Source organism: Candidatus Pelagibacter sp. PS_28 (assembly GCF_059417885.1).
Map to the genome: position 1 here is coordinate 1 of NZ_CM182070.1, position 16,037 is coordinate 16,037.

Consider the following 16,037-nt stretch of genomic DNA (forward strand, 5'->3'; position numbering starts at 1 on the left):
ATGACAAGCAACAACACAACACAAAGTACAAAAGATGTTTCATCTGAAGCTTTAGATTGGGCTGTAATTCAAAAGGATATGAAAAATAAGCTAGGTAGCGATATATATGAAAGCTGGCTTAGAAAGATAGACTTTGTTGAAGAGATGAATAGCTATGTCTTACTTTCGGTTTCTACTAGATTTATTCGAGACTGGATTACTTCAAGATATTTAGACCAAATTTTGCAAATAGTAAAAACGTATAAGAAAGATTTAACAAGAATAGAGTTTAAGATTATTGAAAAAAATTCTGAAAATGAGATAGAAAATAATTTTACTAAAAATGAAAATAATGAAAACGTATCATTCATTAAAGATACATACTTGCAATATAACAGAATAGACCCAAATAAAAGATTTGATAATTTTATAACAGGAACAAGTAATAAACTTGCCTATGAAGCATCCATGAAAGTTTCAGAAAATATTTCTCATTATAATCCACTTTATATTTATGGAGGAGTTGGAATGGGAAAAACACATTTATTAAATTCAATTGGTCTTTCATTAAAAGAAAAAAACAAAGTTATGTTTATTTCTGCTGAGAGATTTATGTATCAGTTTGTAAAATCAATTAAATCTAATGATATGGTGAAGTTTAAAGAGTATTTTAGAAATACCGACATATTATTGATAGACGATATTCAATTCATGAATGGTAAAGAAGCAATGCAAGAAGAGTTTTTTCATACGTTTAATGCACTATTAGATAAAGGCTCACAAGTTATAATCTCTGCCGATAGAGCTCCGAACAAATTATCAAGAATCCAAGATAGAATTAAATCAAGATTTGCTGGAGGTCTTGTTGTAGATATACAAAAACCTGACTATGAACTTAGAAGTAAAATTGTTAAACAAAAAACAGAGGAACTAAACATTTTTTACTCAAATCAAGTAAATATTTCAGAAGAAATACAAAAATTTATAAGCACAGAAATAACCACAAGTATTAGAGAGTTAGTAGGAGCAATTAATAGAGTTGTTTCTTTTTCAAGAATTTACAACAAAGTTCCAAATTTATCAGAGGTTAAAGTAGTTTTAAAAGATCTATTAAATATTGGAGAAAACAAAGTAACAATAGATTTAATACAATCAACCGTATGTAAGTTCTTCAAAATTAGTAAAAGTGAGATGCTTTCTTCAAGAAGATCTAGATATCTTGTAAGACCAAGACAAACAGCAATATATTTAACAAAAATTTTGACATCTAAGTCATTACCTGAAATTGGAAGAGAATTTTCTAATAGAGATCATACAACAATCATTCATTCTGTTAAAACCATTGAAAAATTGAAGGAAAAAGATCCAGAAATGACAAACAATATTAATAATCTAAAAAATCAGATATTGTATAATAAAGAAAATGAAATTTAACGTTAATCAACAAGATCTGCAACAAGCACTTAATTATTGCCAAGGCGTAATTGAAAAAAGAAGCACACTCCCTATTTTGTCAAATGTTTTATTAAATGCGAGTAATTCTAACCTAACAATTACAGCAACAGATTTAGATTTAATATTTATTCATCAAATTAACAATGTAGAAGTTATAGAAGAAGGAAACACAACTACCACGTCATCTATTATGTATGACATCATAAGAAAATTTTCGTCAGGAAAAAAAATTAATTTATCTTTAACAGACGTTAGCAAACTTCAAGTTGAGTCTGAAAAGTCTGTTTTTAATTTAAATTGTATTAGTGCATCTGAGTTTCCACTAACAGATGAAAACTTTAATCAAAATGAATTTTCTATAAAATCAAAACAATTATTGAAATTATTGAATAAATGTAAATTTTCAGTTTCAAATGATGAAACAAGACACTATTTAAGTGGAATTTTTTTTCATCAAACACAAACTGAAGATAAAAATTTTTTAACAGCAGCAGCTACAGACAGTCATAGAATGTCTATTTCAAAAATAAGATTAGACCAGCAAGTAGATTTTGAACCAATAATACTTCCTAAAAAAACAATTTTTCAACTATGCTCATTGTTAGAAAGTTATGATGGTGATGTTAAAATTTCAAATATTAAATCTAAAATAAAATTTGAATTAAATAATAGTATATTAATATCTAAGTTAATTGATGGAAAATTTCCAAATTATATTCAGGTAATACCTAAGAATAATCAAAAGAAGTTAGAAATAGATTTAAAATTATTTTTAGACTCTGTTGATCGAGTTGCTTCAGTTTCATTAGATAAAAAAGATGGAGTTAAATTTAATTTGTCAAAAGACGTTTTAAACTTATCAGTTAACAACACAAATAGTGGTGATGGAAAAGAAAGTTTAACTGTAAAGTTTGATCATGATCTAGAAATAAGTTTTAATTCTAGATATTTAATTGATGTAGCAGCACAACTTGATGGAGATAAGATTGAAATTTTTTTCAATGATACTGGGTCTCCGGCATTAATTAAAGATCCAGGCGATTTTGACAGTATATTTGTTGTAATGCCTATGAAAGGCTAGCTTAAAGTATCAAGTTCAGTATAAATAGTTTTTTCCAATTCATTTGTAAAAATTTCCTTGCTTAGTCCAGGTTCAATAGGTTTTAAAATTGAAACAGTTAGAGTGGTATTAATTTTTTTCCAACCATGTTTTGGCCAGGTATTACCAGAATTGATTGCGATTGGTTGGCATGGAATATTTAATTCTTCATAAATTCTACCAGATCCTTTTTTAAAAGGAGTTCTATCTTCTGTAGAAAGTCTTGTTCCTTGTGGAAAAATTATTAAAGGTCTTTCAGATAATTTCACTTGTTTAGAAATATCATCGAAAAAACCTAAGTTTTCTTTAGAAATTTTATTTCTTTTAATTGAAATTGACCCTATTTTTTTTAAATACCAGCCAAATATAGGAATCATTAGCAATTCTTTTTTTAAAATAAAAACAGGAGAATTAAAAATAGTTTGTAAAAAAAAGGTTTCAAACATTGACTGGTGTGAAGCAGCTATAAAAAATTTTTTTCCTCTAATTATGTTTTCCCTACCTTTAATGATTATCTTTGTTGATAAAAATATTTTTAAACATAAAGAAGTCCAAAAGCCCATAATTTTTCCACCAAATAAAACTATTTTTTTTGGTAGTAAAATTGCTGGCAAGAAAATTATGGAAATTAAAACTATTCCTAAGAAAAAAAATAATGAAAATAAAAAATTTCTTATCATATTAATCAAAAACTAAATCAAATCTTTTAGTTTTTGTCTTTTTTTAATAATATTAATCTTTGATCCTTTAATTATTAATTCTGCTGGTTTTGGTCTTACATTGTAATTTGAGCTTAGTGACATTCCATAAGCTCCAACATCACACATTATCACAAGATCTTTTTCTTTTAATTTCTGAAAACCTTTTATAGTTGTAAATTTGTCTGTACTTTCACAAATTGGTCCTACAAATTCATAAGTTTTGTTTGAAATTCTATTATTTTTTACTACAGGTATAGTTTGGTGATTTGCACCATATAATGCAGGTCTCATAAGATCATTCATTGCAGCATCTAATATGATGAAATCTTTTTTAGTATTTTCCTTTATATAAATAACTTGAGAAATTAAAAATCCAATATTACCAACTATAGATCGACCAGGTTCAAATATTATTTTTGTTTTTTGGTCCTTTAAAAATTTTTGTATAGCAATGTTATATTTTTGATAGTTAAGTTTTTTACTATTTTTTTCATAAGAAATACCCATGCCCCCACCTAGATCAATAAATTCAAAGATATGACCACTTTTTTTTATTATTTTATTCACTACATTGAGCATTTTTTCATATGGTTTGTGATCTAAAATTTGACTACCAATATGAACACTTAAGCATTTAAGGTTAATATTTTTAGAATGATTTGTAAAATTTACTAATTCAAAAAAAGTTTTTTCATCTACACCAAATTTATTTTCTTTTTTTCCAGTTGAAATTTGTTTTAATGTCTTAGCATCTGTATTGGGATTAAGTCTAATACCTATATTAACTATTTTTTTTTTTGATTTTGCAATTTTTTCAATTTCAATAATTTCACTTTTAGACTCAGCATTTATTAATAAAATTTTTTTATCAATTGCATAACTTATTTCTTTTGAAGTTTTACCCACGCCCGAAAAAACAATTTTTTTTGGGTCTATACCTGCTTTTAGAGCCATCATTAACTCACCCATTGAAACAACATCAGCACCTAGCCCTAATTTTCTAATTTCTCTTATCAGATTTACATTAGTATTGGATTTGACAGCAAAACAAATCAATGGAGAAAAAGAGCTAAAATTTTTTTTAAAATTTTTTATATTTTCTGTTAGCCGTTTGTGTGAATAACAATAAGTTGGTGTACCAAACTTTTTTGCTATTTTTTGAACATTAACTTTTTCAATTGTTAAGTTTTTATTTATATATTTCATCAATCTACTGACTTTGGAAAAACCATTTCATTCCCCTCATATTGAGGATCTCCTTTTTTTCCACATGAAAACAAGAAAGAACAAATTATAAAAATTAAAATTAGTTTTTTTATCATTTTAAGTCTTTTTATATTTCATTATCATTTTTTTGATATTATCAAAAGACGTTCCACCATAAGATTTTTTAGAGTTAACAGAGTTTTTCACATTAAATATCTTTAAAACTTCAATTGTGAGCCTTGGTTCAATTTTCTTTAGTTCGTCAATATTTAATTCATTCAATTTTTTCTTTTTTTTCTCTGCATAATTCACAATAGAAGCTGTAGTTTGATACGCTTTTCTAAATGGCATTGAATGATTTTTAACAAGATAGTCAGCTAAGTCAGTAGCCGTAATATAGCCTGAGTTAGCAAGGTCTAACATTTGTTGTTTATTAGGCTTTAGATTTTTTAAAACCTCATTAAGAATAGCAATACTATTATTAAGGATTTCATTAGATTTGAAGAGTATTTCTTTGTCATCTTGAAGATCTTTAAAATAAGATATGGGAAGTCCTTTAAGAATTGTCAGCATTGAAAATAAATTTCCATAAACCATTCCAGTTTTCCCTCTTAAGTATTCTAACAAATCAGGATTCTTCTTTTGAGGCATTATCGAAGAACCAGTTACCACTTTATCTGAAAGTGCAATTAAGTTGAATCCATCAGAGTTCCAAATAATAAGCTCTTCAGCAATTCTTGAAATATGCATTGAACAAACAGAAGCGCTATATAAAAAATCTAGAACAAAATCTCTATCTGCAACAGTATCAATTGAATTATTTGTTGGTCTTTTAAAGCCTAGTTTTTTTGAAGTAAAATTTCTGTCAATATTAAAAGAAGTACCTGTTAAAGCGGCAACACCCAAAGGATTTTCTGATAAACTTTCTAAATTATAGGTAAATCTTTTTTTGTCCCTATTAAACATTTCTACATAAGACATTAAATAATGCGCAAAAGATACAGCTTGTGCATTTTTTAAATGAGTAAACCCAGGCATTATGGTTTCAATATTTTTTTCTGAAATTTTGAGAATGGTTTTAATAATATTGTCTAAATTCTTATTAATTTCTTTAGTTGCTGAAGTCGTCCACATTTTAAAATCAGTAATTACCTGATCATTTCTAGATCTAGCCGTGTGAACATATCCAGCCTCTTCTCCTATAATTTGAAATAATCTTTTTTCAATATTCATATGAATATCTTCATATTTTTTATTATATTCAAATTTATTTTTTAAAATTTCTTTCTCAATTTTATTAAGTCCAAAAATTATCTTATTCTTAATTTTAAAAGAAATAATTTTTTGTCTAAATAACATCTCAACATGTGCGATTGATCCTAAAATATCTTCTTGAAAAAGCTTTTTATCAATATCTATTGAATTACCAACTTTTTGAAACAAAGTTGAGGCATCTTTCTTTATTCTTGATCCCCATATTGCCATATTGTTTTTATTTTTTACCATGATAATTAATTATACATATTTAGCATGAAATTATTATTAATATTTATCTACCTAATAACTAGCAACATTAGTTATGCACTAGAAAAACCTAATATAAAAAATTTAGTTTTATTAAAAAATACAAAAATATATGAGGGAGTAGTTTTTAAAGACTCAAATAATTATGATGTAAATTTAGATGATTTTAAAGGAAAATTGTTAATATTGAATTTTTGGGCTACTTGGTGTGCTCCTTGCAGAGAGGAGATGCCATCTCTAGATGACTTACAGTCAAATAGTAATTTTGATAACTTAAAAATTTTTCCTATTAATATTGGCCAGGAAAATTTCTCTAAATCAGATTCTTTTTTTAGAGAACTAAATATTCAAAATCTAGAGATATATTTTGATGCGCCAATTACTTTGGCTAAAAAATTTTCTTTAAGGGGAGTTCCTACAACTATTTTATTTAATAAAAAAGGTGAAGAGTTTGGGCGTATTATGGGATCTATTGATTTTAATAATTTGGATTTTATTAATTGGCTAAAACAATACGATTAATCTTTAAAGAAATAAGCAAAACTAACCAATGCTACTATAGCAATGAATTGCAGCAACACTCTTAGCTGCATCAGTTTATTCGAATATTTTTTGCTAGTTTCGCCACCTTTGAACAAAGTTCCAATTCCTAAGATCAAGACGACTGCTACAACTATTAAAAGCACAATACCTAAAATTTTAACTAATGTTCCTGTTATCATGAAACTATTGTAGAATAATTTTTAATAAAAAAAACATAATAAAAACATCTATGACACTTTGTCTATCAACTACAATTATTAAGCCAGAAAAAGATATACCAATTAAAAATGCTATTATTTTACTGCACGGTTATGGGGGTGATGGGAAAGACATAAGTATGTTGACCTTAAATTGGAAAAGATTTTTGCCTAATACTATTTTTTTATGTCCAGATGGTCATGAAGAATGTAAAATTAACCCAGCAGGTTTTCAATGGTTTGATTTAACTAAAGATGATCCAAGTTATATTCTAGAAGAATCTAAAAAAGCAGAAAATAAACTCCAAAAATATATTGAAGAAGTTAAAAGTGAATATAATCTTAATAATTCTCAAATTTGCTTATCAGGATTTAGTCAAGGATGCATGATGTCTATTAATTTAGGTTTAACTAGCAATCAAAATTATAATTGTATTGTTGGTTTTTCTGGTAAGATAATTAATCAAGATGATCTTAGTATGAGAAAATCTTCTTCTACTAAAATGCTATTGATACATGGTGATCAAGACGCAGTTGTGTCACCAACATTTTTATTAGAGGCAAAAGATTTCCTAATTAGAAATAATATTGAAATTGAAACCAAAATGATAAAGAATTGTGAACATCATATTCCTATTGAGGCATCAAGCGCGGCTTTAAATTATATTAAAAATAACTTTCAAATATAATTAAATTCTATTTATTGATAAATTATTTTTTTTCAGTTAGAGTTTTTTATAATGATTTTTAACGATCAGAATTTGTCTTTAGAAAAATGTCCTGCGCTAGTGTTAAATGCAGATTATAGGCCTTTAAGTTATTATCCATTGTCTTTATGGAGCTGGCAAGATTCTATAAAATCTGTTTTTTTGGATAGAGTTGTTATAGTTAGTAATTATGACAGAGTTATTAGGAGCCCATCGTTTAATATGAGATTACCAAGTGTTATTGCATTAAAAAGTTTTATAAAACCACAGTCTAATCCTAGCTTCACAAGATTTAATGTTTTTTTAAGAGATAAATTTTCATGTCAATACTGTGGAAGTGGTGAAGATCTTACTTTTGATCATTTACTTCCAAGATCCAAAGGTGGACAAACCAACTGGGATAATGTTGTAACTGCTTGTTCTTCATGCAATGTAAAAAAAGGTGGAAGGTTATTAAAAAATTTGGATATGAGCTTAAATCAAAAGCCATATCAGCCATCTACAGAAGACCTACATAAAAATGGTAAAAATTTCCCACCAAATTTCCTACACAAGAGCTGGATGGATTATTTGTATTGGGATGTTGAGTTAGAAGCTTAATTAAATTTTCTCAGAAATATTAATAGCAATTTTTGATCCAGTTTTAATTAATTTATCCAGAATAGAATACATTCCTTTTTTAGTTGCACCTTCTTTATAGGCTATATCTTTATGGTGCAGCTCATCTTCTCTAAATTTAATTATTTTTTCTTTTAATTTTTTCTCATCATTTTCTAATTCATTAATTTGATTTAGATAATGTTCGTCAATTACTTCTTCCACTGAGGCAGTGCATAGCATAGCAGCTTTTTTCCCCAGCATTGTTGAGCCAAAACCAAGTCCTACACCAAGCAAATCCCATAAAGGTAAAAACTTTGTAGGTTTTATATTTCTTTTTTTAATTTCATTTTCAAAATATTCACAGTGTTCTTTTTCGTGAATTTTCATTTCTTCAATTTTCTTTTTAAGGTTTTCATCTTTAACAAACGTATTTAGAGCTAGTAATTGGCCTTCATAAATCTTTATTGCACCTCGTTCACCTGCGTGATCAACTCGAATAAATTCTTTTACTTTTTCTTTATTTGTTTTTTTCATAAGTTAAGAAAAGTTTTATAGTTATAGTTGTGATTATTAAAGAGATAAAAATATTTATTGTAGCAAGAGATAATCCTAAAATTTTAAACGTTGCATCTTTACAGCTAACTGTAACCTCTTTTAGCTGATTTAGAAGAGCTTCTTTAGTCAAATCTGCGTTATTAGAATTTAGGTCACAAACTAAAGACTCTTTTATAAAGCCTTGCTCTATTCCAAAATGATAGAACGAAATAGTGAATGCTATAATAAATGTAATACTTAAAATTATTAAAAAAAATCTTTCAAACTTTTGAATAAAAATAAAAAGTAAAATTATAACTATTGAAACAACGTAAGGTATTCTTTCAATTAAACAAAGATTGCACGGTTGATGACCCAAAATATGTTCAATAAAATAGGCTGTTAAAAGAGCAAAAATACTGAATAACAATATAAGATGAAGTGTAGTTTTTCGGTTAATCATGTTTGTGTTATTTAATTGCAAAATATATTAGGGTAAAAATTAATACAATTATAATACCTAAAATTGTAAACCATTTTGCAGCATCAGTTTTCATAAACTTGCTAAAAATATCACCAAATTTATATGATAGGTATGAGACGATAAAAAATCTTAACCCTCTAGAAAATAGACAAATAATGAAAAATATAGGCAAATTAAAACCAATCATACCACTTGTTATTGTGAATACTTTAAAGGGCAAAGGCGTAAACCCAGCAAGAAATAATGTAACAAGCCACACATAAAGACCACTTCCCTCAGATAAGCTATTTTTAAGATTAATTACCTTTTCTTCATAATTATAAAATTCTACTACAATCATTCCAAGATCAAAAAAATAAGATCCAATGAAATATCCAAGGATACCTCCAAGTGAAGAAAATAAAGTAGCTATTAAAAAAATTTTTAAGTAATCATTTTTTTTTGCAATAACCATTGGAGCAATCATAACGTCAGGTGGGATTGGAAAAAAAGAACTTTCAGTAAAAGATAAAATTGCAAGATAAGTATTTGACTTCTTGTGGGCAGCAAGTTTTAAAGTTTTTTGATATAATTCATTAAGCATTTTTTTGTTTTTAATATAAATTATGTTCTTATACTATTTAATTTTATAGTTATAATAAGGAAAACAAAGGGCGAATGGCGGAACTGGTAGACGCGCACGACTCAAAATCGTGTTTCGCAAGAAGTGAGAGTTCGATTCTCTCTTCGCCCACCAATATTTTATGGAAATAAACAAAATTAATAATTTATTAGAACTATTTTATAAACAGTATCTTACACAAGATAAAACAAGTGTGTTTTTACAGTCCTTAAAAGAAGTTGAAAAAAAATATTCTTGGGAAGATGTGTATTCAAATGTCATTAAACTTTCTGAGGAAATATCAAGATATATAAAAAAAGGTGATAGATGCTTGTTAATATCAGAAAATAGACCAGAGTGGATGATATCAGATTTATCTATTATGCTTTCAGAGGGCATAACAGTTCCAGCTTACACAACTTATGTAGAAAGAGACTATGAGTATATAATTGATGATTGTACACCAACTGTTTTAATCATTTCTGATAAGACACAGTATTTAAAAGTAAAAAATATTATACCTAAAAAAAAATTTATAAAAAAAATTATTTTTTTTGATGTAATTGAAGAATTTGACCAAGAACTTCATGTAAGTATTAATCAAATTTTTGCTAATAAAAACTTTAATTCCTTAAATTTTTCTGAATTAAAAATTCAAAGAAAAGATGTTGCTTGTATAATTTATACATCTGGTACCCAGGGAAATCCAAAAGGAGTTGTATTAAGCCATGGTGGAATTTTAAACAATTGTGAGGGAGCCCTTGGTTTATTAAAAGAGTTTGTCTCAAAAAAACCTAAATTTTTGACATGGTTGCCCCTTTCTCATTCATACGAACATACAGTCCAATTTGTTCAAATAGTCGTGGGAGCACAGGTATTCTATGCTGAGAGTATAGAAAAACTTATACAAAATATGGGAAATTGTTCACCTGAGATAATGACCGCAGTTCCTAGATTTTATCAAAATTTACATCAAAAAATAAATACTAATTTTAGTAAAGCTACAGGAATAAAAAAATTCTTAATCAATCAAACTATCAAACTTGGAAATAAGAAATTAAATAGAGTACAATTTTCATTAATAGAAAGTTTAATAAATTTTGTTTGTGATATTTTACTACGAAAGAAAATCAAAAAACAATTTGGTGGAAATTTAAAGGCATTTATTTCAGGAGGAGGAGCGTTAGACAAAGAAGTGGGTTGCTTTTTAAATGCAATTGGTCTCCCAACATTACAAGGGTATGGATTAACCGAAACATCTCCTGTAGTAAGCTGTAATTCTATTAATGAAATCAAGGTAGAAACTGTGGGCAAACCATTTAGAGGAAATTTAGTTAAAATTGCAAATGATGGTGAGATTCTGGTTAAAGGAGAAAATGTGATGTTGGGTTACTGGAATAATGAAGAAGAAACAAATAAAGTTTTAAAGAATGGATGGTTATTTACAGGTGACATTGGAGAGTTTGATGGCGAGTTTTTAAAAATAACAGATAGAAAAAAAGATATAATTATAACTCCAGGTGGAGATAATATTTCTCCAATCAAAATAGAGAGTGATTTAAATAAATCTAATTACATAGAGCAAAGTTTAGTTTATGGTGACAATAAACCTTATCTAGTTTGTTTAATTGTTTTAAGTTCAGAATATAAAAATATAAAGAATGAAGAAATTAAAATAGAAATAGAAAAAATAAATAAAAATTTAAGTAAAATAGAAAAAATAAAAAAGTTTTTTGTAATTAAAAATCAATTTACAATTGAAAACAATATGATGACCCCTACTTTAAAATTAAAAAGATATAAAATTATAAAAACTTATCAAAATGAGTTTGAAAAACTTTTTAATTAATTTTTATAAAAGACATTATAAGCCGCATAAACGTTAATGTTTTTTACATAACAAAAATATTAAAAAAAACTTTTTTTTAAAAAATAAATTTGTAATTTGCCAATTAATTAATGAATTGACATCACTTGTATAAAAAAATAAAAATAAGTTAACAGCGAATCACTTTGATTCGTTTAACTTAAACAGGGAGCTAAAGATGGCTACAAGAAAAAAAGCTAAAAAAGCTAAAAAGAAAACTAAGAAAAAAGCTAAAAAAGCTAAAAAAGCGAAGAAAAGAAAAAGATAGTATCTTAGACTTTTCAAAAAACGCTTCTCATAACGTTATGTGTGAGAGGCGTTTTTTTTGCCCTAATTTTTAATCCTCAGTATCGGTAATTGGCTCTGAGTCTGTGTCAGGTTCTGTGATAGGTTCTTTAATCTTAGTTGGTGCAGCCACAGCTTTTGCTTGGCCCTCCAAATTTCTCTTTAAAGCTTTATCTAATTTTTTCTGGGTATCTTCTAATGATACACCCATCACTATTTGAAATTCAGATAAAATTCTTTCATAAGCTTTTTCAAACAACTGTCTTTCACTGTATGATTGATCAACCATTAAGTCGTCACCTTTATTTAAATCTCTAACAACTTCTGCAAGCTCATATATTTTGCCTGAAGAAATTTTTGCTTCATATTCCTGTGCTCTTCTACTCCACATAGATCTTTTAATTTTTGGCTTGCTTTTTAAAATAGATATACATTTATTGACCTGATTTATTGATGCAAGAGGTCTAAGATGAGATTGCTTATTTACAGGAACCATACCATTGGCTTTGTCTTTTTCAAATTTAAGAACATAAGTTTCAACATCAATTCCACCAATGTTAATTTTTTTAAACTCTGTAATTTGGCCAACGCCATGTTTTGGATAAACAACGTAATCTTTAACCTTATATTCTCTTTTTTCTGTTTCTTGTTTTTTTACCTTTTTAATTTCAGGCTTAACTTCATTATTTTTTGAAATTCTTAAATTATCAGTTTTAATTTCTACTTTTTCTGGAACAGCTTTTTTAGAGACTGTTTTTAAATTTTTTTTAATTTTAGTTGGAGTTGCTTTTATTGTTTTAATTTTTTTAACTGGAATTTTTTTTTTTACAACTTTAGCTTTAGGAAGCGTAGGCTTTTTTGCTACCTTTGCTTTAGTTTTTTTTTTTACTTTTTTCTCAGGAGTTTTTTTAAAGATTTTCGCTAAAATATTTGTCGTACTTGTTTTCTTCATTTTTATATTTTTCATTATCCTCTGGAGGATCTTTTTTAATAGTTATATTTGGCCAAATTTCAGAATACTTTGTATTTAGTTCAAGCCATTTTTCGCTCCCAGACTCAGTATCTGCTACTATCGCATCTACTGGACATTCTGGCTCGCAAACGCCACAATCTATACACTCCTCCGGTTTAATTACAAGCATATTTTTGCCTTCATAAAAGCAATCAACAGGACAGACTTCAACGCAGTCCATTAGTTTACACTTAATACATTTATCATTTACAACGTATGTCATTTTCCCAATTCACTTTTTACTTTTAACTTCAAGTCTCCCATTGTCTTGGCATCCACATATAGTAAACCTGAGAGTCTTCTCATTAAGTTTGTTTCATAAATGTCAGCACTATCGTTTGAATAGATGATTTTCCATAATGACTCAATTATTTTAATTTTATCAGAATCTGGAACATTTTTTACTTCTCTTGTAAAATCTAATATTTGATTTGAGTTATCTTCAACAATTATTGCTTCAGACATAATTTTATCTATCTCAGAGACCGGTGCGCCTAAATCAATAAGCGTTTCTTTAATAATATCTTCTTCTTTTTTTTCATAAGCCTCATCTATTTTTGCTGCATGAATTAGCAAGGCAGCAATTTTAGAATAAGAGTTATCCTGAGGTTCATTTTTTTCTTTATTTTTAAAAAAGCTAATCATTAATTCAAATTTAAGTTTTTCAATACTTTAAATGGGCTGTTTGAAGTATCTATTTTTTTAAAAGTTTTTTTAATTTGTTTTTTTGGATTATATCTAAAATACATATCATTGTCTTTTTCTAAAGTTTTATAATTCATTTTTTCAATCAATTTCTTAAAGTTATCTTTACTACATCCTAATAAATTAAGCATCTCTGGTACTAGTTTAATTTCTTTATCCTTTTCGGGGCTAGCGTTAATAATTAGCACAAATAATCTTTCTAGAATGTCAATTCTAACAAAATAATTATCAAAATTTTCAAATCCACATAAAAGCATAAATTTTTTATTTCTTTTATTTTTGTCATCTAAAAAATTTAAACCAAACGTAGGTGGTGTTAATTCAAAATATTTTTGGTTAAAATTTTTCCATAGTAAAGTTCTTAAAGAAACAGCTTCAGGCTTTAATAGTTTGAATAAAAAAATATGATAACGCCCAAACTTTACTCCCAAGTCTCTTAAAATTTTTCTTTCATCTTGTCCAAGTTTTTTTAAGTATTCGGTAACCATTTCTCTTTTAACTACACCATTGTTTTCATACAATTGATAAGCTAAAGCTTTAATGGATGAGTTACTTTCTTTTAAATTTCTTAGATCAATTAAACTTTTTAGTATTAAATTAATTTTTTCATTAACCCATTTTTCAATAAATTCTGATAATTTTTGTTTGTCATTATTATCTAAAAGATCATCTACTATTAAAAGTATATCTGGATTTAAATAATCTTTTCCAGTTACTAATTTTGCAATAGGAAAATTTTTCCAATAGATTTTAAAATCATCTTTTAATTCAATTAGACCTGTTTCTATGATTATCTGAACTCTTTTTTGAAGCTCGGGCCCCACAGTCTGTCTTGCTGCCTTTTTCAATGATTTAATGTCAGTTTCTAAAGCTCCAACCTTTAAGTCCATTTCAAATTTTAGACCTTTCAAATCACCAATAAACTGTTCATCAATTATTACTTTATCATTTTCCATTATTTCAGTTTTAAAATCCATATCTTGGTTTAAGCCTCTTGCGAGTACACTGGCTCGTTTATCAATAAAAGTTTTTGTAAGCTCCTCATGTAGTCTATCTGATAATCTATCTTCTAATAGTTTTGTTTTTTCTATCCAATAATCTTGGTTTTCAACCCAATTAATTTTATTGGAAACATATGACCAAGTTCTAACATTTGCAATTCTATTTGACAAAGAATCTACATTTCCTTCTAGTTTATCTAATTTCATTAACTGTAATCTCATATAATCATTGGTAATTTTACCATCATTACTATTTAAAAAATTGAATACTTTTCCAACGACCTCGATATGATTTCCATATGTTTTTTTCACAAAGTCTGGAATTTGACAACACTCCCAAAGTAATTCAAGTGTTTCTCTATTGTTTTCAATTTTGTTACCTTCCATATCTTTTAAAAAATATTTTAATACTTTTTCATCTCCACACTCGTGTATTTTCCTTAACCAATCTTTATTGGGTTTTTCTTCAAGTGATTTAATTAAACTTAAAGCGTTATTAAAATTTAAATTAGAATTTCTCCAAAATAACATTCTAATTTCTTCAAATTTATGATTTTCAAGTAATTCTACTTCTTCAGCGGAAATATCTTTGCAGTCTCCAGTCACTCCAAAAGTACCATCATTTAAATATCTACCTGCCCTTCCAGAAATCTGCCCAATCTCAGACATGTTTAGACGCCTTAATTTTTTACCATCAAATTTTTTAAGGTTTGAAAAATATACATTTTCTAAATCCATATTAATTCCCATACCAATTGCATCTGTAGCAACTAGGAAATCAACATCTCCTGATTGATATAATTCAACCTGAGCATTTCTTGTTTTTGGACTTAGAGAACCCATAACAATAGCTGCTCCACCTTTTTGTCTACGTACAAGTTCCGCAATTGCATAAACTTCTTCAGTTGAAAAAGCTATTATTGCAGTTTTTCTATTTATTCTTGAAATTTTTTTATGCCCTACATAGGTAAGTTTAGAAAGTCTTTCTCTATTTATAAACTCAGTATCTTCATTCAATTTATTAACTATATTTTTAATAGTGCTAGAGCCCATGAACATCGTTAGTTTTTCACCACGAAGATTTAACAATCTATCAGTAAAAATATGACCTCTTTCATGATCTGCACACATTTGTATTTCATCAATACCCACAAAATCTAAATGCTTATTGATTGGCATCGATTCTACTGTGCAAAGAAAATATTTAGCATTAGGAGGAATTATTTTCTCTTCACCAGTGATTAATGCAACTTTATCAGAGCTTATTTTTTTTATAATTTTGTCATATACCTCTCGTGCAAGTAGACGTAATGGAAATCCAATCATTCCCGAATCAAAAGAAAGCATCGTTTCTATTGCAAGGAAAGTTTTACCGGTATTTGTTGGACCGAGAACAGCTGTAATTTTATTTTTAGACATTTCTATTGATGGTACCTTAAATTTTTACTCCACCACATATTGTTGTCCTTTGAGAACAAAAATAGGTTAAAACATGACCGAATCGTAGGGGTAAAAGTTCTCATTTACTCATTATACA

At 27.3% G+C, this 16,037-nt stretch carries 17 protein-coding genes and 1 tRNA gene; 7 read left to right on the top strand and 11 right to left on the bottom strand.

Going from position 1 to position 16,037, the window contains the following annotated elements:
- Positions 1-1,413, top strand: coding sequence for a chromosomal replication initiator protein DnaA (dnaA, locus tag AC5SMR_RS00005; protein WP_271498742.1), 1,413 nt, complete (start codon positions 1-3; stop codon positions 1,411-1,413).
- Entirely contained in the window at positions 1,403-2,515 is a 1,113-nt protein-coding gene (gene dnaN / locus AC5SMR_RS00010) for a DNA polymerase III subunit beta (RefSeq protein WP_271480398.1), read from the top strand. The genes dnaA and dnaN overlap by 11 nt, the downstream gene beginning before the upstream one ends.
- On the opposite strand, the gene AC5SMR_RS00015 is transcribed toward dnaN, so the two are convergent.
- From AC5SMR_RS00015 to argH, 3 genes are all read right to left on the bottom strand, one after another.
- Positions 2,512-3,213 carry a lysophospholipid acyltransferase family protein gene (locus AC5SMR_RS00015; RefSeq protein ID WP_494576918.1) on the bottom strand — a complete coding sequence of 234 codons (702 nt, stop codon included), beginning with the start codon at positions 3,211-3,213 and terminating at the stop codon, positions 2,512-2,514. The two genes, dnaN and AC5SMR_RS00015, sit on opposite strands and share 4 nt — an antisense overlap.
- A gap of 12 nt (positions 3,214-3,225) precedes the next feature.
- The gene (gene lysA, locus AC5SMR_RS00020; RefSeq protein ID WP_271625606.1) at positions 3,226-4,440 is read right to left on the bottom strand and encodes a diaminopimelate decarboxylase; all 1,215 of its coding nucleotides are present in this window, start codon (positions 4,438-4,440) and stop codon (positions 3,226-3,228) included.
- A gap of 117 nt (positions 4,441-4,557) precedes the next feature.
- Positions 4,558-5,946 carry an argininosuccinate lyase gene (gene argH / locus AC5SMR_RS00025; RefSeq protein ID WP_484013970.1) on the bottom strand — a complete coding sequence of 463 codons (1,389 nt, stop codon included), beginning with the start codon at positions 5,944-5,946 and terminating at the stop codon, positions 4,558-4,560.
- Positions 5,947-5,970: 24 nt separating this feature from the next.
- Between argH and AC5SMR_RS00030 the strand changes: the two genes are divergently transcribed.
- Positions 5,971-6,486 carry a TlpA family protein disulfide reductase gene (locus tag AC5SMR_RS00030; RefSeq protein WP_494576919.1) on the top strand — a complete coding sequence of 172 codons (516 nt, stop codon included), beginning with the start codon at positions 5,971-5,973 and terminating at the stop codon, positions 6,484-6,486.
- Here the strand turns inward: AC5SMR_RS00030 and AC5SMR_RS00035 are convergent.
- The gene (locus AC5SMR_RS00035) at positions 6,483-6,686 is read right to left on the bottom strand and encodes a twin transmembrane helix small protein (RefSeq protein ID WP_018413748.1); all 204 of its coding nucleotides are present in this window, start codon (positions 6,684-6,686) and stop codon (positions 6,483-6,485) included. The two genes, AC5SMR_RS00030 and AC5SMR_RS00035, sit on opposite strands and share 4 nt — an antisense overlap.
- Before the next feature lie 50 nt (positions 6,687-6,736).
- On the opposite strand from AC5SMR_RS00035, the gene AC5SMR_RS00040 reads away from it, so the two are divergent.
- Both AC5SMR_RS00040 and AC5SMR_RS00045 read left to right on the top strand, forming a co-directional pair.
- Positions 6,737-7,393, top strand: coding sequence for an alpha/beta hydrolase (locus AC5SMR_RS00040; RefSeq protein WP_271480236.1), 657 nt, complete (start codon positions 6,737-6,739; stop codon positions 7,391-7,393).
- Between the two features lie 51 nt (positions 7,394-7,444).
- The gene (locus AC5SMR_RS00045) at positions 7,445-8,011 is read left to right on the top strand and encodes an HNH endonuclease (RefSeq protein WP_006997489.1); all 567 of its coding nucleotides are present in this window, start codon (positions 7,445-7,447) and stop codon (positions 8,009-8,011) included.
- Here the strand turns inward: AC5SMR_RS00045 and AC5SMR_RS00050 are convergent, their stop codons facing one another.
- From AC5SMR_RS00050 to AC5SMR_RS00060, 3 genes are read right to left on the bottom strand one after another with little or no spacing between them, the layout of a single operon-like run.
- Complete coding sequence (locus AC5SMR_RS00050) at positions 8,012-8,545, bottom strand: demethoxyubiquinone hydroxylase family protein (protein WP_006997488.1); 534 nt, start codon at positions 8,543-8,545, stop codon at positions 8,012-8,014.
- The gene (locus tag AC5SMR_RS00055) at positions 8,529-9,008 is read right to left on the bottom strand and encodes a disulfide bond formation protein B (RefSeq protein WP_494576920.1); all 480 of its coding nucleotides are present in this window, start codon (positions 9,006-9,008) and stop codon (positions 8,529-8,531) included. Before AC5SMR_RS00055 ends, AC5SMR_RS00050 begins: the two co-directional genes overlap by 17 nt.
- A 7-nt stretch (positions 9,009-9,015) precedes the next feature.
- A complete protein-coding gene (locus AC5SMR_RS00060; protein WP_494576921.1) occupies positions 9,016-9,612 on the bottom strand; it encodes a YqaA family protein in 597 nt (198 codons plus the stop codon).
- A 68-nt stretch (positions 9,613-9,680) separates the two neighbouring features.
- Between AC5SMR_RS00060 and AC5SMR_RS00065 the strand changes: the two genes are divergently transcribed.
- Positions 9,681-9,765 (top strand) — tRNA-Leu (locus tag AC5SMR_RS00065).
- A gap of 7 nt (positions 9,766-9,772) precedes the next feature.
- On the top strand, positions 9,773-11,479 hold the full coding sequence (locus AC5SMR_RS00070) for an AMP-dependent synthetase/ligase (protein ID WP_494576922.1): 1,707 nt from the start codon (positions 9,773-9,775) through the stop codon (positions 11,477-11,479).
- Between the two features lie 355 nt (positions 11,480-11,834).
- Here the strand turns inward: AC5SMR_RS00070 and AC5SMR_RS00075 are convergent, their stop codons facing one another.
- The 4 genes from AC5SMR_RS00075 to AC5SMR_RS00090 are packed head-to-tail and all read right to left on the bottom strand — an operon-like array spanning position 11,835 to position 15,919.
- Positions 11,835-12,749, bottom strand: coding sequence for a CarD family transcriptional regulator (locus AC5SMR_RS00075; protein WP_494576923.1), 915 nt, complete (start codon positions 12,747-12,749; stop codon positions 11,835-11,837).
- The gene (fdxA, locus tag AC5SMR_RS00080) at positions 12,691-13,017 is read right to left on the bottom strand and encodes a ferredoxin FdxA (RefSeq protein WP_006997482.1); all 327 of its coding nucleotides are present in this window, start codon (positions 13,015-13,017) and stop codon (positions 12,691-12,693) included. The genes AC5SMR_RS00075 and fdxA overlap by 59 nt, the downstream gene beginning before the upstream one ends.
- Positions 13,014-13,439, bottom strand: a complete 426-nt coding sequence (locus tag AC5SMR_RS00085) for a tellurite resistance TerB family protein (RefSeq protein WP_006997481.1) — start codon at positions 13,437-13,439, stop codon at positions 13,014-13,016. Before AC5SMR_RS00085 ends, fdxA begins: the two co-directional genes overlap by 4 nt.
- Complete coding sequence (locus AC5SMR_RS00090; RefSeq protein ID WP_494576924.1) at positions 13,439-15,919, bottom strand: helicase-related protein; 2,481 nt, start codon at positions 15,917-15,919, stop codon at positions 13,439-13,441. Before AC5SMR_RS00090 ends, AC5SMR_RS00085 begins: the two co-directional genes overlap by 1 nt.
- Between the last annotated feature and the right edge of the window lie 118 nt (positions 15,920-16,037).

Excerpts from the sequence above, each read along its gene's own strand:
- dnaA (WP_271498742.1), top strand. The coding sequence starts at position 1 with ATGACAAGCAACAACACAACACAAAGTACAAAAGATGTTTCATCTGAA.
- dnaN (WP_271480398.1), top strand. The coding sequence starts at position 1,403 with ATGAAATTTAACGTTAATCAACAAGATCTGCAACAAGCACTTAATTAT.
- AC5SMR_RS00015 (WP_494576918.1), bottom strand. The coding sequence starts at position 3,213 with ATGATAAGAAATTTTTTATTTTCATTATTTTTTTTCTTAGGAATAGTT.
- lysA (WP_271625606.1), bottom strand. The coding sequence starts at position 4,440 with ATGAAATATATAAATAAAAACTTAACAATTGAAAAAGTTAATGTTCAA.
- argH (WP_484013970.1), bottom strand. The coding sequence starts at position 5,946 with ATGGTAAAAAATAAAAACAATATGGCAATATGGGGATCAAGAATAAAG.
- AC5SMR_RS00030 (WP_494576919.1), top strand. The coding sequence starts at position 5,971 with ATGAAATTATTATTAATATTTATCTACCTAATAACTAGCAACATTAGT.
- AC5SMR_RS00035 (WP_018413748.1), bottom strand. The coding sequence starts at position 6,686 with ATGATAACAGGAACATTAGTTAAAATTTTAGGTATTGTGCTTTTAATA.
- AC5SMR_RS00040 (WP_271480236.1), top strand. The coding sequence starts at position 6,737 with ATGACACTTTGTCTATCAACTACAATTATTAAGCCAGAAAAAGATATA.
- AC5SMR_RS00045 (WP_006997489.1), top strand. The coding sequence starts at position 7,445 with ATGATTTTTAACGATCAGAATTTGTCTTTAGAAAAATGTCCTGCGCTA.
- AC5SMR_RS00050 (WP_006997488.1), bottom strand. The coding sequence starts at position 8,545 with ATGAAAAAAACAAATAAAGAAAAAGTAAAAGAATTTATTCGAGTTGAT.
- AC5SMR_RS00055 (WP_494576920.1), bottom strand. The coding sequence starts at position 9,008 with ATGATTAACCGAAAAACTACACTTCATCTTATATTGTTATTCAGTATT.
- AC5SMR_RS00060 (WP_494576921.1), bottom strand. The coding sequence starts at position 9,612 with ATGCTTAATGAATTATATCAAAAAACTTTAAAACTTGCTGCCCACAAG.
- AC5SMR_RS00070 (WP_494576922.1), top strand. The coding sequence starts at position 9,773 with ATGGAAATAAACAAAATTAATAATTTATTAGAACTATTTTATAAACAG.
- AC5SMR_RS00075 (WP_494576923.1), bottom strand. The coding sequence starts at position 12,749 with ATGAAAAATATAAAAATGAAGAAAACAAGTACGACAAATATTTTAGCG.
- fdxA (WP_006997482.1), bottom strand. The coding sequence starts at position 13,017 with ATGACATACGTTGTAAATGATAAATGTATTAAGTGTAAACTAATGGAC.
- AC5SMR_RS00085 (WP_006997481.1), bottom strand. The coding sequence starts at position 13,439 with ATGATTAGCTTTTTTAAAAATAAAGAAAAAAATGAACCTCAGGATAAC.
- AC5SMR_RS00090 (WP_494576924.1), bottom strand. The coding sequence starts at position 15,919 with ATGTCTAAAAATAAAATTACAGCTGTTCTCGGTCCAACAAATACCGGT.